Below are 22,483 nucleotides of genomic sequence, written 5' to 3'. Positions count from 1 at the left end.
GCCTTCAGCGATCTGTCCGGCTGCAACGGTCGCGGCCGGTCTATACTGACAGCTGGTAACGCCGGCAACGGGTCGCCCTGTTCTACCTGCACGCATTGAGCTGACACGAGGGGGAGTGGCATGGGAAGCGACGGCGCGGCCGCGGCCGAAGACATCGGCAACATCGTCTCGCTCGAACACGTCAACGTCACCGTTCCAGACCAGGCGCTGGCGACCCAGTTCTACATCGTCGGCCTGGGGCTGACGCGCGACCCGTACATGATGGTCGGCATCGAGAACATGTGGGCCAACGCCGGCGAGCAGCAGTTTCACCTGCCGACGAGGGGAGTTCAGGTGATTCCGGGGCATATCGGCCTCGTCGTGCCCGATCTTGGCGCGCTTCAGCAGCGGCTGCAGCGGCTCGAGTCGCCGCTGGCCGGCACGCGGTTCGCCTGGTCGGCCGAAGCGGAATATGTGTCAGCGACCTGCCCCTGGGGGAATCACTTCCGTTGCTACGCGCCGCAGGAGGCCTTCGGCGCGATGCAGCTGGGCATCCCCTACGTTGAGTTCCTGGTGAGGCCCGGTGCGGCGGCCGGCATCGCCCGCTTCTACCGGGAGGTCATGCGCGTGCCCGCAACCGTGCAGCAGGATGGCGATGCGGCGGCCACCATTCCGGCCGGCCGCGGGCAGGTGCTCCGCTTCCGCGAGACCGCCGAGCCGCTCCCGGCCTACGACGGGCACCACATCGCGGTCTACATCGCCAACTTCTCCGCTCCGTACGCCGCGCTGGAAGCGAAAGGGCTGGTGACGGAGCAGTTGCGCAACCACCAGTTTCGCTTCCAGAAGATCGTCGATCCCGCGACGGGCGAGCAGGTGGCCGAGCTGGAGCACGAGGTGCGCAGCCTGCAGCATCCGCTCCACGGCCGTGCCTTCGTCAACCGCAACACGGCGCAACTGATCGGCAGCTACCGGCGCGGCCAGGATGCATTGCCGGTGTGATCGCCGCTGGCGCCGACCTCCGCGCCCGCCGGCACGGTGGTGCGCCGGCGGAATCGGTTGAGTCGCGATCGGGCGCCAGCGGGCGACGATCCGCGCCGCGCGCTGGCTAGAGCGCGCCTACCACGGGTCGATGCATGGCCGCTTCTTGCCGTCGCGCGGGAGCACGGGCGGGCTGGCTTTGAGGCCGGCGAGCAGCCAGTGGCGCGACTCCGCCGGGTCGATCACGTCCTCCACCTCGAACACGTGCGCGGCGTTCAGCGCCCGGCCGCGCTCGTAGGCCGCGGCCACCATGCGCTCGAAGGCGGCGGCGCGTTCCCGCGGGTCCGCGATCGCCTCCAGCTCGCGGCGGCGCCCCAGCTTCACCTGGCCCTCCAGCCCCATGCCGCCGAACTCCGCCGTGGGCCAGGCGATCGTGAACAGCGGCAGCTTGTGGTTGCCGGCGCCCATCGTCTGGGCGCCCAGGCCGTAGGACTTGCGCAGGATGATCGTGAAGAAGGGGACCGTCACGCTCGCGCCCACCACGAACATGCGGGCGCTGTGCCGCACCGTCGCTTCTTTCTCCGCCTCGGGGCCAACCATGATCCCCGGCGTGTCGCAGAGGAAGAGCAGCGGGATGTCGAAGGCGTCGCAGATCGTCATGAAGCGCGCCGCCTTGTCCGCCGCCGCGCTGTCGATCGCGCCCGAGAGATGCGCCGGGTTGTTGGCCACGACGCCCACGGGCCGCCCTTCGACGCGGATGAAGGCGGTGATCATCGCCAGGCCGAAGCCGCGGCGTAACTCCAGCACCGAGCCCGAGTCGGCCAGCGTCTCGATCACGTTGCGCACGTCGTAGATGCGCAGCCGGTTCTCCGGGATCAGGCCACGCAGCAGGCGCTGGTCGGCGCACTCCCATTGCTGCAGCGGACCCTGGAAGTAGGAGAGATACTGCTTCGCGGCCTGCACCGCCTCGGCTTCATCGCGGACGGCGATGTCGACCACCCCGTTCGGCACCTGCACCGCCATCGGGCCGATCTCTTCCGGGCGAAACACGCCGAGGCCGCCACCCTCCACCATCGCCGGCCCGCCCATGCCGATGCTGCTGTTGGCCGTGGCGATGATCACGTCGCAGCAGCCGAGCAGCGCCGCGTTGCCGGCAAACGAGCGCCCCGCGTTGACGCCGATGATCGGCACCAACCCGCTCAGCCGGCCGAGCTTGTTCCAGGTCGGGGTGGCCAGGCCGCCGCCGCCGCCCGCCCGCTCCGAGCTGCTGCCCTGCCCCGTGGCGTTGCGGCTGCCGCCGCCGGCGCGCCCGCCGCCGCCCTCGGTGAAGTACACAACAGGAGCGCGCAGGCGCGCGGCCACGTCCAGCATCCGGTCCTGCATCTTGTGGTTCATGCCGCCCTGCGTGCCGGCGAGCACCGTGTAGTCGTAGGCGAGCACGACACAGCGCGACTTCGTCTCGTCGAAGCGATCGCCGTTCACGTGCCCCAGGCCCATGACCATGCCGTCGGCCGGGGCGTAGGCGAGCAGCTCGTCGGCGGCGCCGCGCAGCCCCATGCCCACGGCCAGCCGGCCGTAGGCCACGAAGCTGCCGGGATCGCAGAGGTCTTCCACGTTCTCCTGCGCCGTGCGCCCGCCGCGCGCGTGGCGCTTCTCGATCGCTTCGAGGCGGACCGGGTCCGCCACGGTGACCTGGCGTTGCCGCAGCACTTCGGCCAGGTCGGGGCGGATTGCATCGAGGTCTTGCTGGCCGGCTGCGTCCGCTTCGCCGGCCTCGGCCTCGCGCTCCTCCAGGTAGAGGAGGGGGTCGCCCTCGTACAGCGTGTCCCCCGGCGCGACGACGATCGCCTGCACGATCCCCGGTCCCGGCGCCTGGATCACGTGCTCCATCTTCATCGCGTTCAGCACCAGCAACTGCTGTCCGCGGCGAACCGGCTCCCCGGCCTGCACGTCGACGCTCACGACCGTCGCCTGCATCGGCGCGCGCACTGCGATCGTGCCGCTCGACCCATCTGCGGCGCCGGCGAAGGCGCCGTCTGGAAGAGCCGGCGACGGGATCGCCGCACGGCCGGACCTGCCGTAGCTCAGCACCGCCAGCGGATCGGCGGCATCGAGCCGTACGCCGGCGCGGCTCGGCGCCGGCGCTGCCTCGAAGAACCGCTTCGGGTGCGCGGCGCTCCGGGCGACGAACTCCGTCAGGTGATCGTCCAGAAAGCGGGTGCTGACCCTGCCGGCGGCCACGTCCGGGTGACGCAGCAGGTTTTGCAGGAAGGGAATGTTGGTCTGCGCCCCTTCGCTGCGGAACTCGCAGAGGGCGCGGTAGGCGGCGGCGACCGCGTCGGCGAAGCGGGGCGACGGCGACCAGCAGATCAGCTTGGCGAGCAGCGAGTCGAAGTTCGGGTTGGTACGATACCCGGCGTAGCCGCAGCTGTCCACGCGGATACCCGGCCCGCTCGGCGGCTCGAAGACCGTCAGCGTGCCGGTGCTCGGGCGCACCGCGCCGCCGGCGTCGATCGTCTCCAGGTTGATGCGCACCTCGACGGCGTGGCCCTGTGGCGCCGGCACGCGCGCTTGATCCAGTCCGAGCGCCGCCAGCGAACGGCCGGCGGCGATCTGCAGTTGCGCCTGCACGAGATCGAGGCGCAACACCTCTTCGGTGACCGTGTGCTCGACCTGCAGGCGGGCGTTCGCCTCGATGAAGGCGTAGGCCGGTTCGGCGCCGGGCGTCTCGTCCACGAGGAACTCACAGGTGCCGAGGCCGCGGTAGTTGACGGCCGCCGCAAGCCGTACGGCGTCGCCGGTGAGCGCCGCGCGCAGGGCGGGCGCGAGCGCGGGAGAGGGCGCGACTTCCACCAGCTTCTGGTGCCGGCGCTGCAGGCTGCACTCCCGCTCCCAGAGGTGGCTGACGGCGCTGCCGTCGCCGACGACCTGGACCTCCACGTGGCGGGCGTACGGCAGGAGCTGCTCGACGTAGAGGCGGCCGTCGCCGAAGGCGGCCTGCGCCTCCGAGCGGCAGCGCGCGTACGCCTCGTCGATCGCGGCCGCGGCCGTGACCACGCGCATGCCGCGCCCGCCGCCGCCCGCGGCCGCCTTGATCACCATGGCGCCGCCGCCCAGCGCGGTGAAGAAGGCGCGGCACTCCTCCAGCGAAACGGGCCGCGCGCTGCCGCGCAGCACCGGTACGCCGAGCCGCTCGGCCAGGGCGCGGGCACGGATCTTGTCGCCGAACGTCGCCAGCGCTTCGGCATCCGGACCGACGAAGGCGATGCCCGCTTCGGCGCAGGCGCGGGCGAAGTCCGCTTGCTCGCTGAGAAAGCCGTAGCCGGGATGAATCGCGTCGCAGCCCTGTACGTGGGCGGCGGCAAGGAGCTGTTCCACGTCGAGGTAGGCGGCCGCGCCGGCGCCGCGCAGCGGCACGGCCTCGTCGGCGCGGCGGACGTGCAGGGACTGGGCGTCGTCCTCGGAGTAAACGGCGACGGTGGCGATGCCCAGCGCACCGGCGGCACGCAGGATGCGCACGGCGATCTCACCACGGTTGGCCACGAGCAGCCTGGACAACGGCACGGCGTTCCTCACTCGCGCACGCCGCCGGGCAGCGCGCGGCGCAGGTTGCGGCAGGCAGAGCGCTCACGAATACGGGCGAACGTCTGCCCGCCCGGCCCGCGTTCACGCACGCTGAACTCGGCGCCCAGGCGTGGAGCGGCGGGCGGGCACGGCACGGGGCGAGGATACCACGAGCGGCGGCGCCGTCCGCCGGCCCTGCGTGGCTCGGTGTGCCGGCTCAACCGTCGTTCCGCCAGCGGACCAAGGTATGCTCTCGATTCCTATGCAGGAAGCTGCGAGGACAGGCCGAAGCGCTCGGCGACGGCGGTGATCCGTCCCCAGGTCTCGTCCTCGATCGGGATGCCGTCGCGGCGGCGTTGTTGCTCGGTGCGGTACTCCTGCTCGCCCGGGTACAGCACCTCGCTGAAGCCCTCGGCGGGCGGTGTCTCCTTCAGGTACCGGACGAACGCCTCGACCTGCGCCTTGAACTCCGCGGTCGGCAAGAAGGGCGCGGGATCCAGCACCAGCATGCAGGCGCCGTCGTTGTGGCGGCCCTGCGGGTCGATGCCGAAGCCGAGGCCGGGCAGCAGCGACGCCAGCGTCTCCACGGCGAAGGAGAGGCCGTAGCCCTTGTGCCCCTCGGCGCCGCCGAGCGGGAGCATAATGCCGCCGTCATAGTAGTCGTTGGGGTCCGTCGTCGGCCGGCCCTGCTTGTCGAGGATCCAGCCGAGCGGGATCGGCTGCTTGCGGGCGCGGGCCACCATCAGCTTGCCGGCCGCCACCCCGCTCGTGGCCATGTCGAGGAACACCGGCCCGGGCAGGTCGCTGGGGAAGGCGATGCAGATCGGGTTGGTGCCGAGCCGCGCCTCGCGCCCGCCGAACGGCGCCACCAGCTTTGTGGACTGACCGGAGTCGCACATCATCAGCGCGATGAAACCGGCACGCGCCGCCATCAGCGGATAGTCGGCCAGTCGCCCGACGTGGCTCTGCTCGCGGACCGTGGCCATCGCCACGTGCATGGCGCGGGCCTTGTCGATGCAGCGAGCCATCGTCCACTCGGAGACGACCGGGCCGAATCCCCAGTGCCCGTTGACGGCGAGCGTGGTCGGCGTCTCCTGCAGAATGGTGGGACGCGCCTCCGGCATGATGTGCCCACGGTCGATGCGCTGCACATAGTTGGGCAGCAGCGCGACGCCGTGCGAGTCGTGGCCGGCGAGGTTGGCGCCGACCTGGTGGGCGACGACGATCTGCGTGTGCTCGTCGGGCGTGCCGGCGGCGCGGTAGATCGCCGTGGCGAGCGTGGCCAGCTCGGGGGCCTGGATCGCGGGCATGGGACCGCTCCTTCCCTGGTTTCACCTGCCGCACTCCGGCTCGCCCGGCTCCGCCTGGCCCTCGGCTAACGGGCAACGGCGCCCGCGGCCATCCGCGCCGCCGCCTCGAAGGTCGCGACGATCGATCGGCGTTGCATCGCATCGATCTGGTCTTCCGTGGCGCCGTGCTCGCGCAGCCACGGCAGGGCGAACTCCGCGATCGGCAGCCAGCAGTCGAGGTTCGGCTGCACGCCGCCGAAGCGGTAGGCGGGCGAGGCGTCGTGGCCCAGGCAGATCTGCTCGGCGTAGCCCGCCTGCGCCAGGTCCAGCGCGAGCTGACAGCGGCGCACGCGCTCGGCCTCGGGCGCCGCCGTGAAGAAGCGATCGAGCCCCACGGTGGCGCCGCGCGCCAGCAGCCGTTTCAGGTAGGCGAGGTCGTTGCTGTCATTGGAATGCCCGATGGTCACCGCGCGCAGGTCCAGCCGCTCGCTCTCGAACAGGTCGAGCAGCGGCGTGCCCAGCTCGTCGGCGGCGCGGGTGTGGCAGGTGATCGGCACGCCCGCCGCGCGCGCCGCACGCGCCGCGCCGCGCGCCGTGCGTTCGAGGCCGTCGCGGATGGTCATGCCGGGCGGGCCTTCGGTCAGGCGGTATTCGAGATCCCAGGCGAGCTTGATGATGCCCGGGCGGATGTCGCTGCCGTCGATGCCCTCGCGCAGCTCGTGCAGGAAGTGGGCGGCGATCTCGTCCGCGTCGCGGCGCGTGAAGTACATCGGCACCCAGCGGTAGACGCCGGTGGCGCAGATGACGTTCACGCCCATGTCGGCGGCGGCCACCTTCTGAAAGAGGCCCGTCTGCCGGCCGAGATCGAGCGTGGTGCAGTCGATCAGGCTCTGGACGCCGGCGGCGTGCGCCCGGCGCAGCGCCTCGAGGGCGAGGTTCACCGCCTCGCCCTCGTCGTAGATCCAGGGCAGGCGCTCCATGCCGGCGCCGCCCGCCGTCAGGTGCTCGTGCGAGAGGGTGCGCCCCAGCGCGGCGGCCGCGATCGGACCGCGGATCGTCTGTACCATGCTCATCGTGCTCTTCCTTGGCTGAATTTGCAGGCGACGGCCTGCTCCGCAAGCCCCTCGCAGGTGAAGGCTATCGCGATCGGATGCGGCTCGGCCGGCGCCTCCGCGTCCCTGGTCAGGTCGCGGTCGAACACGCGGTGCAGGGTGTTTCCCGCCAGGTCCTCGAGCCGCGGGTCGACGATCAGGCTGTGGCGGCCGGCAGCCCACGGCGCCGCCGGCGTGAACTGCCAGCCGCACTCACCGGCCCTCAGCGTGGCGCGTCCTTCCAGCGGCGTGCCGGCCGCGTCGTGCAGCCAGAGGCAGCGGCCCAGCAGCGCGTGATCGAGCGGCCGGTCGAACGTCACCGTGAGGGGCTCCGTTGTTCCCGCACGGGGCGCGTCAAGGCGCCAGGCGCGCGGGTCGATGCGCCTGCGCAGCGGCGGCCCCACCTGGTAGCGCCGCGCCAACCCGGCCCGCAGCGGCCGGCCGGCGGCGTCGCGGAACGCCCGGTCAACGCTTACAACGACGGGCACGCCCTCGCTGAGGGGGTAGCCGGCCTCCGCGTTCGGCACGAGACCGCGCTTGATCCGGCCCGGGTCGAGCAGCAGCGTCAGCCGCCGGTGTTCCCGATCCCACAGCTCCGTCTCTGTAGGCAGGAAGACGCCGGCAAGCGGTGCGCCGTCGTCCGCGCGGCGGACCTGCACGCCGCGGGCCGCCCAGCCCTCGCTCATCGGGCCAGAGAAGTGGACGTACAGCTTCAACTGGTTGAGGGGGATCACGCCGGCGCTGGGATAAATCGCGACCGCGTCCGTGGTAGACGCCGCCGCGGGCAGGGGCCGCTCGATCGTGTGGACCTCACGGCTCGCGACGCCGACCAGCAGGGCATAGCTCATCCCGTCCACGAAGGGAAAACGCGGCAGAAAGCAGAGCGTCTCCCCGTCCACGGCGAAGCGGCCGGCGAGCGGTTGCAGGTCATGCACGTCCGCACCAGCCGCGAGCAGTGCGCCCGGCAGCACGGCCAGCCGCTCGCCCAGCTCCGCCGCCGAGCACGCCGCCAGCGCCCGGATCTCGTCCACGGTCCAACCGCGCACGTGCAGGCAGGCGCGCCCGTCGTGCGTCGACCACGCCAGGGCCAGGCGCCGGCGCCCGTTCAGAGCGACGCGCTGCCGTAGGAGCGCAGGTGACGGCCCTCCGCGTCCCGCTGCAGCATCAGCACCTCGCCGTCGCCGCGGGCCGCCATCAGGCCCACGCCTTCGTGCGGCAGCGTCTCGCGCGGCACGCCGACGGGCTCGCGCGGCTGCGTCAGCCCTTCCTGCCCGGCGATCGCCGCGCAGGGGATCTTCATCAGCGGATGGCGGGCGTTGGAGACGAGCAGGTACTCCTGGCCGGCATCCGTGTAGGCGATCATGTCGATCGGCGTATTGCCGGCGCCCAACTCGGCGACGGTCCGGCCCTTGAGCAAGGTGCCCGAGGCCAGGTCCTGCAGCGAGAACTGCACGATCGGCGTGCAGGTGTAGCTGGCCAGCAGGCTGGTGTTGCCGCCGAAGGGCACGAACGTGCGAATCGGCGAGGCGGTTTCGTAGCGCCCGTGCGAGACGTGGTAGATCTCGATCGAGTTCGTCCGCGTCTCGCCGGTGAAGGGGAAGGGGATGCGCCGCAGGGCGGAGGAGAACTCCTCGTTGCAGGCGCCGGCCACGAGCAGCAGGCCGTCGACGTAGGCCAGGTCGGTGACCGTCACCGTGCGCAGGCTGTCGCGGGCGATGCGCAGCCGGAAACCGGAGCGCGGCTCGATCAGCTCGCCGTCGGGACCGTCGATGGGGACGACGCGCACCTCCTGGCGCGGATCGTCCGCAGCCGGGGCATCGTCGAGTGACAGCCGGGCGAACGGCGCCTGCTCAAGCGACACGACGGAGAGGCTGCCGTCCCCAGCGACACGGATCAGCGCCGGCAGGGCCGCATCGCCGCTGCCGCGTTGCACGGCGAGGTAGACGGTCTGCACCAGCGGATGCACGGCCATGCCCCGGATCGACACGTCCTCGGGGGCGCAGCCCAGGTAGGCCGCGAGGCGGGTGTCGAGCTGCTCGACCGCGAGCGGGCGCGCAGCGGGCGCGGCGTCATCGTCGAGCGCGACGGCGAAGATGCTCGCCTGGGCGTTATCCGCGAAGAAGAGGATCCCCTCCGGCCCGAAGCCGACCGGGCCGATCGAGCGAATCTCCGGGGTTCCGACGGCCAGACCGTACCGGTTCGCCGCCTGCGCCACTGCTTGCGTGGTCATGATCGCCTCCATGCCGTTCAGCACCGCACCGCTGCCTGGACTATAGGCGATGCGCGAGCGCGCAGCGAGGTTCCGCCGCACGCCTCGCGCACAAGACGGCGGAAATCGTGCGGTTTACGAAGGATTCTCGGCGGCCGGCCGATCCGGCCGGCGCTAGATCAGCGGCACGGGCTCCAGCTTGAACTCGTGCATGAACTCGGGGATGTGATCGATGCGGCCGGTGATCTGTTTCGGCTCGCTGCGGCAGATGAAGCAGACCGCCTCCGCGATCATCTCCACGGGCGACTCCCGCTCCTTCGTATTCTCGTTGGCGATGCCGAAGAAGACAGCGCCCGGCGTCGGCACCAGGCCGGGCGAGATGGCGTTCACCGCGACGTTGTCCGCGTAGACCTCCGAGGCGAAGCCGGTGGAGAAGCGTTCCATCGCCGCCTTGCCCATGCCGTAGACCGTGCCGCCCAGGCCCGGCCGGTACGGCTGCTGCGGATGCAGCGCCCCGTGCGAGGAGAGGTAGACGATGTGCCCCAGCCCCTTCTGCTTCATGCCGGGATAGACCAGCTGCGCCAGCTCGAGCGCGGCGAACACCTGCACCTCGAACATCAGGCGCAGCCGCTTCTCCTGGAACTCGGCCAGGGGCGCATACCAGGTGACCGCGCCGTTGTTCACGAGAATGTCCACCGGCCCGTAGGTCGCGACGGCTTCCTCGATCAGGCGATGCCTGTCCTCCTGCTTGGAGAGATCACAGCGGACTGCATGCGCCTCCCCGCCCGCTGCCTTGACGTGGGCGACGGTCTCGCCCAGGCTGCCGGGGAGCATGTGACTCCCTTCCTCGACCGTCCGCGCCGAGGCGATGACCCTGGCGCCGTCCATGGCGAGCCGCCGAGCGATCGCCTCGCCGATGCCGCGGCTGGCGCCCGTCACGACGGCCACGCGGCCGGCCAGCGGCCCCTGGGGGTTGACCTTTGCCTCAGCCATCGTTGACCTGCTCCTTCAGTCGCCGTGCCGGCATGGTTCGGCCTTCAGTCTGGGGCCGCGGAAACGGCAGCGCAAAGATCGCCGGTTCGGTTCGCTCAGCGGGCGCCGATCGCCTGGCGCGCGGCGATGGGCACGGTGCCGATCACGTCGTCAAGCTCCAGCGCGGCCAGCGCCTCGGCCCTGATGCCCAGCCGTTCGCCGAGCACCTCGGCCGTATGTTCCCCGAGCAGCGGCGCGCGGCGCTCGGGAGGCGGCGCCGCGAAGCGGAAACGGTACGGCTGGCTCGGATAGTGCTTGATGCCGACGCCTGGGCGATCCTGTTTGATAAAGCCGCCCCGCGCCGCCAACTGCGGGTCGCTGAGCAGCTCCGGGCCCGAGAGCACCGCCCCGGCCGGAACGCCGGCCGCCTGCAAGGCATCCATCAGCTCGAGATGCTGCCGCGGCCGCGTCCACTCCGCGATCGCCGCATCGATCGCCGCGCGCTGCCGCAACCGCCCCGCCGCGGTCGAGAACGGCGACGGTTCGGCGCCCCATTCCGGCTGCCCGATCAGGCCGGCGAGCGTCTGCCACTGCGTGTCGGTCTGGCACTCGATCGCGATCCAGCCGTCGTCGCGGCAGGGGTAGATGCCGTACGGCGCGTGCCGCGGGTGCGCGTTCCCCGTCCGGCCGGGGTCGAAACCGGCCAGCGTCCAACCGGTGACCGCGTCGCCGACGAACAGGGTGCAGGCTTCGACCTGGCTCAGGTCGATGTGCTGTCCCTCGCCGGTGCGCCGGCGGTGGTGCAGCGCGGAGAGGAGCGCCGTGGCGGCGATCAGGCCGACGAATGGGTCGCCGCCGTTCATGCCGGTGAACAGCGGCGGCCCGCCGGCGTAGCCGGTCAGGTGGCTGATGCCGGACATCTGCTCGGTGGACATGCCGAACGCGACGTAGTCGCGCCATGAGACATCGCCGCCGAACCCGGGCAGCGAGAGCATGATCAGGCGCGGGTTGATCGCGCGCAGGGTTTCATACGTCAGCCCGAAGTTGCCCATCACCCTGGGCGAGTAGTTCTCGATCAGGACGTCGGCATCGGCCGCCAGGCGCTTCAGCAGCGCGGCGCCGCGCGGGTCGGCGAGGTTGAGCGTGATCCCGCGCTTGTTGCGGTTCACCCAGTTGAAGTTGGGCGACCACTCCCAGGGCCGCTCGACGCCCGTGGCGGCAGACGCGCGCCAGCCGTCGATGCGCTGCACCGACTCGACCTTGATCACGTCCGCGCCGGCATCGCCCGCGATCTGGGTGGCCAGCGGACCGGAGAAGAACATGGTGAGGTCGATGATCTTCAGCCCGTGCAGAGGCGCCGGCAGCACCGCGCCGGCCTTCGCCGCCACCGTCGCCGTGCCGCCGTCCGGCTGAGCCTCAAGCTGCTCCAGCACCTGGTCGGTATGCTCCCCGAGCAGCGGCGGCCGAAACGGCCGTGCATCGGTCGCCGTGGACTTGAAGGGCAGTCCGGGCACGGCGACCGTTCCAGCGAGCGGATGTTCGAGCTCGACGAAGAACCCACGCTCGCGGTGCGGCGGCAGCGCCGTGATCTCCGCCATGCTCGGCACCAGCCCCAGGGGAATCCGCCACGCCTGCCCCTCGTGAAAGACCTCCTCCGCGTCCCGATCGCGCACCGCCTGCGCGAAGAGCTCGCGAATCTCCGCGGCCTTGCGCACGCGCTCGCGGCCGGCGTAGCGGAGATTCGACAGGATCTCCGGCCGGCCGAGGAAGTCACACAGCAACTGCCACTGCGCCGCCGTCAGCACGTTGACGCCGAGATAGCCCGCGCGCGCGGGCAGCATGAACGAGGGGCCGGGGCCGTGACTGGAGTCTCGTCCGGCCAGATCCCCCAGGTATTCGTAGCGCAGCGTCGGGAATAAGGCGGCCGCCAGGGTGGCCTGCTGCGCGCTGACGTCGACATGCTCGCCGTACCCGTGCGCGCCGCGGCCCAACACGGCGAGCAGCGTGGCCACGGCCGCGTAGGCGCCCGTCAGGGTTTCGGTGATCGCGCCGCCCGCCTGCAGCGGCTCGCGGTCCGGCAGGCCGCAGGTCCGCGCCCAGCCGCCGGCCGCGCAGGCGATCAGGTGCGACCAGGCGTAGCCGGCGCGCGGCCCGTGCGAGCCGAAGCCGCTGACGGTCGTCAGGATCACGCGCTCGTTCCAGGCGCGCAGCTGATCGAAGCCGATGCCTCGCTGCGCGAGCTGGCCCTCGGTTTCGCCCGCGATCACGACGTCGTAGCGGCGAACCAGGCGCGCGAGCTGCGCGGCGCCGTGTTCATTGTTCAGGTCGAGCGTCACGCTGCGCTTGCTGGTGTTGAAGTAGAAGAACGCCGCGCTGCGTTCGGCGTCGGCGCGGCCGCCCGGGAAGGGACCGAGCGCCCGCGAGCGGTCGCCGGTGTGCGGCGGCTCGACCTTGACGACGTCGGCGCCCAGGTCCCCGAGCAGCTTGGCGCAGAACGGGGCGGCGATGTCCTGCGCGATCTCGAGCACGTTCAGTCCGGCGAGCGGTGCAGCCATGCCTGGCCCTCCTCGCGGCCATCATACGCAATGCGCACCCCGGCTGAGACAACGGCTCCGGCCGCGTTTCATCTCCATGAGGGCCGGGCTGGTTGCCGCCCGGCCAGCGCGGTTCACGCCTTCGCGGTCGGGTACACTGGCTCCGACCATGCTTCCCGATCCCGTCCAGGAGCGCCAGCATGCCAATCGACCCGACGCGTGAAAGCTGGAAACCCGGCATGCCCTTCGAGCTTGCCGTGGACGAGATCGCCTACATCAAGCAGCTCGCGGCCGAGATGGGCGGGCGCGAGCGCGTCAAGCGCCAGCACGACGGCGGGCGCTACACGATCCGCGAGCGCATCGCGAAGTTCGTCGATCGGGGCAGCTTCATCGAGGCCGGCCCGCTGGTCGGCGCGGCCGAGTACGACGCGCAGGGCAACCTCACGGGCTTCACGCCGGGCGCGTACGTGATGGGACTCGGGCGGGTGAACGGCCGCCCGGTGGCGATCGGGGGCGACGACTTCACCATCTCCGGCGGCAGCCCCCACAACGTGCACAAGGGCGCCTCGCAGTTCACCCAGCCGCTGGCGCTCCAGTACGGCATCCCGTACGTGCAGTTGATCGAGGGCGTGGGACACAGCTCAAAGTCGGATGAGACGCAGGGGCACATGGGGCTGCCGGGCGGCGCGCAGTGGTATCGCTCCGCCCGCCTGCTGGCGCGCGTGCCCGTGGCGGCCGGGATCATGGGCTCGGTCGCGGGCGCGCCGGCGGCCTACGCGCTGCTCTCGCACTTCACGGTGATGATCAAGGGACAGTCGCAGATCTTTCCCTCCGGCCCACCGGTGGTGAAGCGGGCGATCGGCGAGGAGATCAGCAAAGACGACCTCGGCGGCGCGCGGATGCACGTTCACGAGAGCGGCCAGGTCGACAACGAGGCGGAGAACGAAGAGGACGCCTTCGCGCAGATCCGCGCCTTCCTTTCCTATCTGCCCAACACGACCAACGAGGTTGCTCCTCGCGTTGAGACCGGGGACGACCCGGACCGGCGCGTCGAGGAGCTGTTGACGATCATGCCGACCAACCGCAAGCGCCCATACGACCCGCGCAGGCTGATCCGGCTCGTGGTGGACCGCGGCGAGTTCTTCGAGATGCGGCGGCACTGGGGCGGCTCGCTGATCACCGGCTTCGCCCGACTCGACGGCTACAGCGTGGGCGTGATGGGCAACGATCCGCTGGTGCTGGCCGGGGCGATGGACGGCGACGCCGCCGACAAGTACGCCCACTTCGTTGACCTCTGCGACGCGTTCAACCTGCCGGTCGTGATCTTCCTGGACATGCCGGGCTTCATGCTCGGGTCGTGGGCGGAGCGCAAGGCGACGATGCGGCGCGGCGTGCGGGCGCTGATCGCGAGCGCCGAGGCTCAAGTTCCCAAGGTCGAGTTCAACGTGCGCAAGTCGTACGGCGTGGCGGCCGACGCGCCCAACAGCCTCGGCCACCCGGACGGCCTCAACCTGCGCTTCGGCTGGCCGGCGGGAGAGTGGGGCGGCATCCCGATCGAAGGCGGGGTGGCGGCCGCGTACAAACGTGAGATCGAGTCAGCCTCGGACCCCGAGGCGCACCGCGAGCTGATCGAGGAGCGGCTGCTGCGGCTGCGCTCGCCCATGAAGGCGGCGCACCACTTCGACGTGATCGACCTGATCGACCCGCGCGACACGCGCCGGCTGGCCTGCACCTTCGTCAAGCTGGCCCAGCCAATGCTGCACGAGCTGGCCAAACGCCCGAAACGCGCCGTGCGGCCGTAGCGCACTGGTCGCTCGACGCTTGACAGGGCTTCAGGCCGCCCGTACGAATCTAGCGAAGGGCGCAGGGCTCGCGGCCTGGTCGCGCTGCAGACGTTCTGCCGTTCGGGCTCCGGCCACGAGGCGGCGCTGTGAGTGAGGCAATGGAACCACGCATCGCGTTCATGGGCGGGGGCGCCATCGGCAGTTACCTCGGCGCCTATCTGACGCGCGCCGGCTACGCGCCCGTGCTCATCGACCCCTGGCCGGAGAACGTCGAAGCCATGCGCGAGCGGGGCATCGACGTCACCGACTCCTCGGGACAGTTCACCGTCAAAGCCGACGCGCTGCATCTCTGCGAGGTCCAGGCCCTGCGCCGGCCCTTCGATATCGTCTTCATCGCGATGAAGTCGTACGACACGGCCTGGGCGACGGCCTTGATGAAAGACCACCTGGCGCCGGCCGGCTGCATGGTCTCGGCCCAGAACAGCCTGAACGACGAGACCATCGCCCGCATCGTCGGCTACGAGCGGACGCTGGGCTGCACGATCTCCAGCATCACCGTCGCGCTCGAAGGCCCGGGACGGGTGGTGCGCGGCGGGCGCTCCGGGCGCGACCGCGGCTACGACATCTTCCGGGTGGGCGAGCTGAACGGCGTGCTCAGTCCCCGTGCCCGGCAGATCGCCGAGATCCTCGATCACGTCGATGCGGCGCGCGCGACGGCGAACATCTGGGGCGAGCGCTGGGCCAAGCTGGCGACCAACAGCATGGGCAACACGCTGACCGCGATGAGCGGCCTCGGGGCTGAAGGGCTGGCAGATGCGGCGCCGCGCTTCCCCCTGCTGCGCGATCGCGTGGCACGCGAGACGGTCAGAGTCGCCCAGGCGCACGGCGTGAGCGTCGAATCGATCGCCGGACGCCCGGCGGCGGCGTGGCTGGAGGAGGACGCGGCAGCGCCCGCGACGCCTCCGCCCGCGGCGGCCTCGACGCGGACTGAACGCACCGAGGGCGGCGGTTGGCGAGCGTCGACCTCCCAGGACATCGCCAAGGGGCGGCGCACGGAGATCGACTACCTCAACGGCTACGTGAGCGCACGCGGGCGTGAGGTAGGGATACGGACACCGGTGAACGACGCCATCGTCGTCGTCTTGAAAGAGGTCGAGGCGGGGGACCGCGCTCCCGATCCGGCGAACGTCGACCGTGTCTGGGACCTGGTCCAGGCCGCCGGCGGCTGAGCCGGCCTCGATCGAGCGATGGCGCGGCGCGGTCAAGGATCGCTCCCCCGGCCGGGAGCGGGGCAAAGGTGAAGAGCAGCGGCTCGATCGGCGCGGCGATCCGCCCGGCGACCAGGGCTGTGCCGCTTGCGGCTGTGTGAGCACTCGTTGCACCGCGCTGAGCAGGAGGCAGAGATGACGAGTTCCGTCCGCATCGATCACGACGTGCCCATGCGCACCCGCGACGGCGTGACGCTGCGGGCCGACGTCTTCCGCCCAGATGACAATGCCCGCCACCCGGCGATCCTCAGCCGCACGCCGTACGACAAGCGCCTCTCCTGGAACAGCGATTTCCTGGGCGCCGTGCAGGCCGCCCGCGCCGGCTATGCCTTCGTCATCCAGGACACGCGGGGGCGCTTCGCCTCGGAGGGCGAGTTCCGCCCCGGCATGCCCGAAGGCAAGGACGGCTACGATGCCGTCGAGTGGGTGGCGGCGGAGCCCTGGTGCGACGGCTCGGTCGGCATGGCGGGCGGCTCCTACCTCGGCCGCATCCAGTGGCAAACCGCGCTTGAGCAGCCGCCCTCGCTCAAGGCGATCGCCCCGGCAATCATCACCTCCGGGCCGCTGAGCGAGTTCCGGCAGGCAGGCGTCGTCGACTTCGAGGCGAACGTGAGCTGGTTCTCGTTGATGGCCGTCGAGATGGCGAACCGGCTGGAGCGGCAGGGCCGGGACGTCGCCGAGATCCGGCGCCGGCTCGAGCGCGCCCGGCAGAACATCGACGAGGTGCTGAACTACCTGCCCTTCCGCGACGTGCCCCACTTCAACTTCGAGGGGATCCGCGAGGGCTTCCAGGCGAGGGCATCCGATGCGCTGCCGCCCGAAATCACGAAGCCCGAAGACCTCTTCTGGGACTTCTCCCGGATCACGGTCCCCTGCTTCCACGCGGGCGGCTGGTTTGACATCTACTCGGGCTCGATCTTCACCAGCTTCAGCATGATGCAGAAGCATGGCGGCAGCGAGGCAGCCCGGCGCGGTCAGCACGTGTTCTGCGGTCCCTGGGTGCACGGCGGGCAGTTGCCCGCGTTCGCCGGCGGTCTGCACTTCGGCCCGACGGCGAACGCGGCCGGCTCGTTCAGCCAGGCGCGGCAGCTCGCCTTCTTCGACAAGTACCTGCGCGGCAAGGACGTCGAGATCCCCGCCGTGCGCTACTTCGTGATGGGCGCCAACCGCTGGCGGAACGGCACGCGGTGGCCGCTGCCGGAGACCGAGTGGCGCTGCCTCTATCTGAGCAGCAACGGGCGCGCCCAGTCGGCCGCCGGCGACGGCGTCTTGAGCTTCGACGCGCCCGGCGACCAATCGCCGGATCGCTTCCTGTATGACCCGATGTTCCCCGTGCCGACCGTGGGCGGCCGCTCCCTGCCGACGGGCAAGCTCGTGCCCGGCCCGCTCGACCAGACGCACGTCGAGCGCCGCGGCGACGTGCTCTGCTACACCACCAGCGAGCTGCGGGACGATCTCGAAGTCACCGGGCCGCTCACGCTGCACCTCTTCGCCGCCACCTCCGCTGTGGACACGGACTTCGTCGCCAAGCTGGTCGACGTTTATCCGGACGGCGCGGCGTACAACGTGGCCGAGGGCGTGATCCGGGCACGCTTCCGCAAGGGGCTGCTCTCGCCGAAGCCGGTGGTTCCCGGCGAGGTGAGCGAGTACGTGATCGACATGGCGAACGTGAGCATCGTCTTCCGCAAAGGCCACCGTGTTCGCCTGGACGTGACCAGCAGCAACTTCCCGCGCATCGACCGCAACATGAACACGGGCCACGCGCTGGGCGAGGACGCGGAGGGCATCCCCGCGGTGCAAACGGTGTTTCACGACGCGAAGTTCCCGTCGCACCTGTATCTGCCGGTCATTCCCAGCCGCGGCGGCAACGGCTGAGGGCGGCCCGCCCGGCGGCGGGTTCGCGTGCAGAAACGTTGACTCGATCGAGGTCGAGCAATGCGCCGAGCCCGTGATCGTGCGCCTGACGACACAAGCCGGAGTTCGCCTTCGGCGCCGCGGAGCCTTGCCCTGTCCGGCTAGGGCGCGGCGCCGGCCGATCCGCCGCCGCCCGCGGCCGGCTGCACCACCGGCGCCGTCCGCTCGAGGTCGGCAACCGCGAAGGTCGCGCTGATCATGTTCAGCGAGCGCAAGCGGAACCAGGGATCGGCCCAGGCGTCGGTCTGGCAGGCGACGACCGCACCCTTCGCCAACCGCGCCTCGCGCACAACCGGCGCGCCGGTGAACTGGAAGACCTCGATCTTGTCGTCCTCATCGCGCCGCACCGAGACGAAGGGGTCATAGCGGATCATCGCCGGTTCGATCGCGTACGCGGCCCGCAGCGTCACCGAGGCCAGCGGCTCCCCGGCGGCGACGCTTGCCGTGATCTCCTCCGTGCCCGTCGCCGTGCGCTGGCGCTGCAGTTCCACGCTGCCGGTTCGGGCGTCGATCCCCCAGAGCGCCGCCGCGGCCCGGCGCGCCGCCTCGCTGGTCACCACGCAGGCGACCACGAACTGCTTCGGCTCCATGCGGTAGCGGCAGGCGAGCAGAAGCAGCGCCTCGGCGCACGGCCCGATGGGCGAGCTCGGGTACCGGGTGATCACCAGGCGCGCGTAGGGCGGCACCGGGCGCGAGAGCGCTTCTGGCAGGAGGTCCAGCGCCGCCTCCAGGTCGACTTCGTAGGTGATCTGCACCACCTCGGCGCCGGGCAGCGTCCACGGCAACTCTGGCAGATCGGCAGGCGTGGCCACGGGCGCCGTGCGCTCGACGGGTTTGAGACCAAACTGCGGCATGATCGGTCCTCTCTTCGCGCTGGGCGTTGCTGGATGCCTGGACGTTGACGGATCAGCTCCCGGCGGCCGCCCTGGATGGGCAGAAGCCGATGCCCACCGTGCCGGGGCCGAGCAAGGCGCCGACCGTGGGGCCGAGCTCGGTAATCAGCGGCGGGCGGCAACGAAGCCGCTCGGCCAGTTGCTCGGCGACTGCGGCCGCCGCCTCCGGCGCCACGGCGTGGGTCACGATCGCGATCTGCTCTTCTCCCGGCGAGACGGCCTTGACCGCCAGCTCCAGCATCTGCCGGCGCGCCGTCTCGGCATCGGGCGCCTTCGCAACCGCGGTGAGGCGACCGCGCACACGCAGCACCGGGATCGCGCCGTCCAGCCGTCCCGCCGGACCCTGGCCGAGGGTGGTGAGCCGGTCGGCGCGGCGCAGATACTCCGTCGTCGCGGGCGCCAGATAGGTGTCCGCGGCGCTGCTGATCTCCTCGATCAGCGAGACGACCGCCGCCCTCTCCGCGCCGGCTTGCGCCGCTTCCGCGGCGGCGATGGCGATCGCCGCCTGCGCGGCAAGGCTGCGCCCGGTGTTGATGATGCTGATCGCGAGCCCAGGCACCTCCCGCACGGCCACCTCGGCCGCCACGTAGGTGAAGCTCGATTCAACCGACATCACCATGCAGACGATCTCGCCGCGGGGCTGCGCCTGGCGGAAGGCGGCGGCGAACGCCTCGGCCGCGGCGCCGGAGACGAGCGGCGGCCGCGGCGCGGCTTCCAGCCGCCGGTAGAACTCCGCGCGGCTCAGGCCGCGGTCGTGCAGGTTCTCATCGCTGAAGGCCACGCTGAGCGGCGCGACGACGATGCCGAGCCGCTCCGCCTCCGCCGGTGGGAGGTCGACCGAGCTGTCGGTGACGATGACGACCATCGGCGGACTCCCGGTTGGTAGCATCCCCGGCCCGGAGTACAATCTTGCCATTACCTTCACGCGAACGGAAGGCGCGCGGCTGCGAGTCGCATGCGTCTCTGACCGGAGTCGAGGACGGGAGCCGGGGATGAAGTTCGGCATTTTCTACGAGCATTCCGTGAACCGCCCCTGGGAGAGCGCGAGCGAATACCGCATCTACCAGCAGGCGCTGGAGCAGGTCGAGCTCGCCGACCAGCTCGGCTTCGACCAGGTCTGGCAGGTCGAGCACCACTTTCTCGAAGAGTACTCGCACGGATCGGCGCCCGAAGTCTTTCTCGCCGCCTGCGCCGCGCGCACGAAGCAGATCCATCTCGGCCACGGCGTCTGCATGATCCTGCCTCCCTTCAACCATCCGGTGCGCTGTGCCGAGCGCGCCGCCACGCTGGACATCGTGTCGGGCGGGCGGCTGGAGTTCGGCACGGGGCGCAGCGCCACCTGGACCGAGCTGGGCGGCTTCCGCTGCGAGCCGGACGACACCAAAGAGATGTGGGACGAGGCGCTGCGTGCGATTCCGCGCATGTGGAAGGACGAATACTTCTCGTTTGAGGGGAAGTACTTCAGCTTCCCACCGCGCAACGTGCTGCCCAAGCCGATCCAGAAGCCGCACCCGCCGCTCTGGGTCGCGGTGAGCAGCCCCGAGACGGCGATCCAGGCGGCGGAGCGCGGCATCGGCCTGCTCGGCGTCTCGATCGGCACGCCGGCCGAGTACGAGCAGCGCGTGCGCGACTACCGGCGCATCATCCGCTCCTGCGAGCCGGTGGGTGACTACGTGAACGAGCAGGTGAACGGCGTCGGCTGGATGTACTGCGACGAGACGGACGAGGAGGCACGCAAGTACGGAGGCGCCGCCGCCTATCACTTCATGCGAGCCGCCTCGCACCTCGCCGGCGTGGGCAGCCTCTACCCCTCGCCTGCCTACGGCTCACAGGCTTCGGCGATTCAACTGCGGCAGCGGCCGGGCGACGTGGCCGGTCCGGTGCAGCAGGGCACGCCGATCGGCAGCCCCGATACGGTGATCGCCGCGCTCAAGCAATGGGAGGCGATCGGCGTCGACCGCATGGTCTTCCTGATCAATTTCGACCAGGTGATCCCGCAGGAGAAGATCCTCAACTCGCTGCGGCTCTTCGCCGAACAGGTGATGCCCGCCTTCGCCGAGGCGCCGAAGCCGCCGCTCACGACGGTCCCTGCGCTCGAGAGCGTTCAGCAGGGCGCGGCCGTGTGAGCACCACGGCGATCATCGGCGGCCCGACGCCGGGCGCGATGCGCCGCGGGTTCCTGGTACCGGCAAGCGGGCGAGGCGCGGAGGCAGGCGCTCTGTGCCGCCACTACCGCTGCGGTCTCGCTTCGCTTGCCACGCCTTTCCAGGTGTCGCCCTCTCGCCTGCCGCGGTCGAGAATGGCGTTCTCCGCCGTGCGGTAGTCCTGGTACGGCTCGTCGCGCACGGTCAGGTACTCGCGCAGCGACGCCTTCTGCATCAACTCGCGCATCTCCTTCACGCGGTCGGTGTAGCTGAACCGCTCCTGCATTAGGGCGCAGATCTCGAGCGACTCGCGGAACCCCATCCGCTCGTAGGCCTTCTGGAAGGCGCGTTTGCGAATCGTGTGCATCTGCCAGGGGATCAGCGCCACGCGCCTGGCGAAGGTCTCGGTGAACTCGTCGATGCTGTCCTGCGGCACGCAGTAGTTGACCATGCCGAACTGCAGCGCGTCCTGCCCGGTGATGCTGTCGCCGGTATAGACCATCTCCGCGGCCTTGCGCCTGGGCAGCAGCCAGGGGAACCACATCAGGTCCGGGGCGCCCATCGCGCGCATCGGCGGATAGCCGAACTGGCAGTCGGGCGTGGAGACGACCAGGTCGCAGACCGCGCACAGCTCCGACGCGCCGGCCAGCACGTAGCCGTGCGTCTGGGCGATGACGATCTTGGACAGCTCCCAGATCTGCCAGTACTGGTTGATCAGGTAGCGGGCCCAGTGGCCGCTGCCCACGTACTGCGAGCCGAAGTCCGGCTCCTCCACGCCGACGTTGCCGCCGGCGAGGTCGTAGCCCGCGCTGAAGCAGCGCCCCGCGCCCTTGATCACGATCACGTTGATCGCGGGGTCCTGCTCCGCCACCTTCAGCGCGTGGAACAGCTCGGCGCGGAGCTGGTGGCTAAGCGCATTCATGCGTTCCGGGCGGTTCATCGTGATCTTGGCGACATGCGCCTCGGGATCGGCTTCGTAGAGGACGACCTCGTAGGCGAGGGCCTGCTTGTACCAGCCCGCACCGTGCATCTCAAACGGCGGCCGTTCCGCTGAACTCATCGGAGCCTCCTTTCGGCAGTGCACGCCCCCGCCGGCCGGGGGTCCCGGCTGCCGCTCCTTCCGCAGCATAGAGAGGCGTCCTACCGCTGTCGATGGCGCCAGCGGCGGCCGATCAGCCCGGGAAGACCGTCTTCCACGTCTTCTCCGCCTGCTCGCGCGGCATGCCGTCGTAGAAGAGCCTGCGCCTGTTCGCCAGGAAGGTGCTGCCGGTCCTGCAGGCGATGCCCCACCCCCATCGATCCCGAGCCGCTGGGCGCAGCGGCCAGGTAGCGGCACGCCTCCGGCAGGGCCGCTGGTCCTGGTCGCCGTGCCGTGACGAGCGCCGCGGTCTACGCGCGGTTCGCGCCGCCGTTCGGCGGCGCCGGGTACCGTCCGCTCGCCGGACACGCACCACCGAGAAGCGGGGAGCGTCAGCGGCTCAGTCGTGGTGCGCGGGCATACTCGTCGCGTTAGCGGGTTGCTCCTCGTCCCACCACCTGCCGGTGCGGTAAGAACTCTCGTTCTTCCTCCCATAGACGGTAGGCACGCCGCGTCTCGCAGCGGTGCTTACTGACAATCTCCGGCCACCAGGCGACCGCGGCTCTTCATCGTCTAGCCAGAGTTCGGCGTTGGCGACTATTGCCTGGGAGTGCCGCCTCGAGGTCTGCGCGTGCTAGTCGATGTTGAACAAGCGTGCGGCGTTGCCGCCGAGCCACTTCTCCTTGACGGCGTCCTTCAGCGGCAAGGCGAGGTAGGCGTCGATCATGGCGCGGTAGGGTTCGCCCAGCGTGGCCGGCGAGAAGCCCACGAGGATCTTGTCCTGGA

General features: G+C 70.8%; 15 protein-coding genes. 5 read left to right on the top strand and 10 right to left on the bottom strand.

The window, feature by feature from the left end:
* Positions 1-120: 120 nt before the first annotated feature.
* Entirely contained in the window at positions 121-978 is an 858-nt protein-coding gene (locus tag VKV26_04960) for a hypothetical protein (GenBank protein HLZ69243.1), read from the top strand.
* Positions 979-1,095: 117 nt separating this feature from the next.
* Here VKV26_04960 and VKV26_04955 read toward each other — a convergent pair whose 3' ends face one another.
* From VKV26_04955 to VKV26_04925, 7 genes are all read right to left on the bottom strand, one after another.
* Positions 1,096-4,521, bottom strand: coding sequence for a carboxyl transferase domain-containing protein (locus VKV26_04955; GenBank protein HLZ69242.1), 3,426 nt, complete (start codon positions 4,519-4,521; stop codon positions 1,096-1,098).
* 260 nt (positions 4,522-4,781) lie between these two features.
* A complete protein-coding gene (locus tag VKV26_04950; GenBank protein HLZ69241.1) occupies positions 4,782-5,831 on the bottom strand; it encodes an Ldh family oxidoreductase in 1,050 nt (349 codons plus the stop codon).
* 65 nt (positions 5,832-5,896) lie between these two features.
* Entirely contained in the window at positions 5,897-6,883 is a 987-nt protein-coding gene (locus tag VKV26_04945) for a hypothetical protein (GenBank protein HLZ69240.1), read from the bottom strand.
* Complete coding sequence (locus VKV26_04940; GenBank protein ID HLZ69239.1) at positions 6,880-7,932, bottom strand: hypothetical protein; 1,053 nt, start codon at positions 7,930-7,932, stop codon at positions 6,880-6,882. Before VKV26_04940 ends, VKV26_04945 begins: the two co-directional genes overlap by 4 nt.
* A 74-nt stretch (positions 7,933-8,006) precedes the next feature.
* Positions 8,007-9,131, bottom strand: a complete 1,125-nt coding sequence (locus VKV26_04935; GenBank protein HLZ69238.1) for a hypothetical protein — start codon at positions 9,129-9,131, stop codon at positions 8,007-8,009.
* A gap of 153 nt (positions 9,132-9,284) precedes the next feature.
* Positions 9,285-10,103 carry an SDR family NAD(P)-dependent oxidoreductase gene (locus VKV26_04930; GenBank protein HLZ69237.1) on the bottom strand — a complete coding sequence of 273 codons (819 nt, stop codon included), beginning with the start codon at positions 10,101-10,103 and terminating at the stop codon, positions 9,285-9,287.
* Positions 10,104-10,198: 95 nt separating this feature from the next.
* A complete protein-coding gene (locus VKV26_04925) occupies positions 10,199-12,637 on the bottom strand; it encodes a CoA transferase (GenBank protein HLZ69236.1) in 2,439 nt (812 codons plus the stop codon).
* Between the two features lie 179 nt (positions 12,638-12,816).
* Between VKV26_04925 and VKV26_04920 the strand changes: the two genes are divergently transcribed.
* The 3 genes from VKV26_04920 to VKV26_04910 all read left to right on the top strand — a co-directional run bounded on the left by VKV26_04920 (position 12,817) and on the right by VKV26_04910 (position 17,543).
* A complete protein-coding gene (locus VKV26_04920; protein HLZ69235.1) occupies positions 12,817-14,418 on the top strand; it encodes a carboxyl transferase domain-containing protein in 1,602 nt (533 codons plus the stop codon).
* A gap of 140 nt (positions 14,419-14,558) precedes the next feature.
* Positions 14,559-15,629 (top strand): ketopantoate reductase family protein, encoded by a 1,071-nt coding sequence (locus VKV26_04915; GenBank protein ID HLZ69234.1) that lies wholly within the window; start codon positions 14,559-14,561, stop codon positions 15,627-15,629.
* Positions 15,630-15,803: 174 nt separating this feature from the next.
* The gene (locus VKV26_04910) at positions 15,804-17,543 is read left to right on the top strand and encodes a CocE/NonD family hydrolase (protein HLZ69233.1); all 1,740 of its coding nucleotides are present in this window, start codon (positions 15,804-15,806) and stop codon (positions 17,541-17,543) included.
* Between the two features lie 140 nt (positions 17,544-17,683).
* Here VKV26_04910 and VKV26_04905 read toward each other — a convergent pair whose 3' ends face one another.
* Together VKV26_04905 and VKV26_04900 are read right to left on the bottom strand one after the other, a co-directional pair.
* A complete protein-coding gene (locus VKV26_04905) occupies positions 17,684-18,436 on the bottom strand; it encodes an acetoacetate decarboxylase family protein (protein ID HLZ69232.1) in 753 nt (250 codons plus the stop codon).
* A 52-nt stretch (positions 18,437-18,488) separates the two neighbouring features.
* A complete protein-coding gene (locus VKV26_04900) occupies positions 18,489-19,340 on the bottom strand; it encodes a DegV family protein (GenBank protein HLZ69231.1) in 852 nt (283 codons plus the stop codon).
* Positions 19,341-19,467: 127 nt separating this feature from the next.
* Between VKV26_04900 and VKV26_04895 the strand changes: the two genes are divergently transcribed.
* Positions 19,468-20,601, top strand: a complete 1,134-nt coding sequence (locus VKV26_04895; GenBank protein HLZ69230.1) for an LLM class flavin-dependent oxidoreductase — start codon at positions 19,468-19,470, stop codon at positions 20,599-20,601.
* Between the two features lie 103 nt (positions 20,602-20,704).
* Here VKV26_04895 and VKV26_04890 read toward each other — a convergent pair whose 3' ends face one another.
* The gene (locus VKV26_04890; GenBank protein ID HLZ69229.1) at positions 20,705-21,679 is read right to left on the bottom strand and encodes an enoyl-CoA hydratase-related protein; all 975 of its coding nucleotides are present in this window, start codon (positions 21,677-21,679) and stop codon (positions 20,705-20,707) included.
* Between the last annotated feature and the right edge of the window lie 804 nt (positions 21,680-22,483).

Source organism: Dehalococcoidia bacterium (assembly GCA_035310145.1).
Taxonomy (GTDB): domain Bacteria; phylum Chloroflexota; class Dehalococcoidia; order CAUJGQ01; family CAUJGQ01; genus CALFMN01.
This window is presented reverse-complemented; position numbering and strand designations above follow the sequence as displayed.

Coding starts and splice junctions, on each gene's coding strand:
- VKV26_04960 (HLZ69243.1), top strand. CDS start 121: ATGGGAAGCGACGGCGCGGCCGCGGCCGAAGACATCGGCAACATCGTC.
- VKV26_04950 (HLZ69241.1), bottom strand. CDS start 5,831: ATGCCCGCGATCCAGGCCCCCGAGCTGGCCACGCTCGCCACGGCGATC.
- VKV26_04945 (HLZ69240.1), bottom strand. CDS start 6,883: ATGAGCATGGTACAGACGATCCGCGGTCCGATCGCGGCCGCCGCGCTG.
- VKV26_04935 (HLZ69238.1), bottom strand. CDS start 9,131: ATGACCACGCAAGCAGTGGCGCAGGCGGCGAACCGGTACGGTCTGGCC.
- VKV26_04930 (HLZ69237.1), bottom strand. CDS start 10,103: ATGGCTGAGGCAAAGGTCAACCCCCAGGGGCCGCTGGCCGGCCGCGTG.
- VKV26_04925 (HLZ69236.1), bottom strand. CDS start 12,637: ATGGCTGCACCGCTCGCCGGACTGAACGTGCTCGAGATCGCGCAGGAC.
- VKV26_04920 (HLZ69235.1), top strand. CDS start 12,817: ATGCCAATCGACCCGACGCGTGAAAGCTGGAAACCCGGCATGCCCTTC.
- VKV26_04915 (HLZ69234.1), top strand. CDS start 14,559: ATGGAACCACGCATCGCGTTCATGGGCGGGGGCGCCATCGGCAGTTAC.
- VKV26_04910 (HLZ69233.1), top strand. CDS start 15,804: ATGACGAGTTCCGTCCGCATCGATCACGACGTGCCCATGCGCACCCGC.
- VKV26_04905 (HLZ69232.1), bottom strand. CDS start 18,436: ATGCCGCAGTTTGGTCTCAAACCCGTCGAGCGCACGGCGCCCGTGGCC.
- VKV26_04900 (HLZ69231.1), bottom strand. CDS start 19,340: ATGGTCGTCATCGTCACCGACAGCTCGGTCGACCTCCCACCGGCGGAG.
- VKV26_04895 (HLZ69230.1), top strand. CDS start 19,468: ATGAAGTTCGGCATTTTCTACGAGCATTCCGTGAACCGCCCCTGGGAG.
- VKV26_04890 (HLZ69229.1), bottom strand. CDS start 21,679: ATGAGTTCAGCGGAACGGCCGCCGTTTGAGATGCACGGTGCGGGCTGG.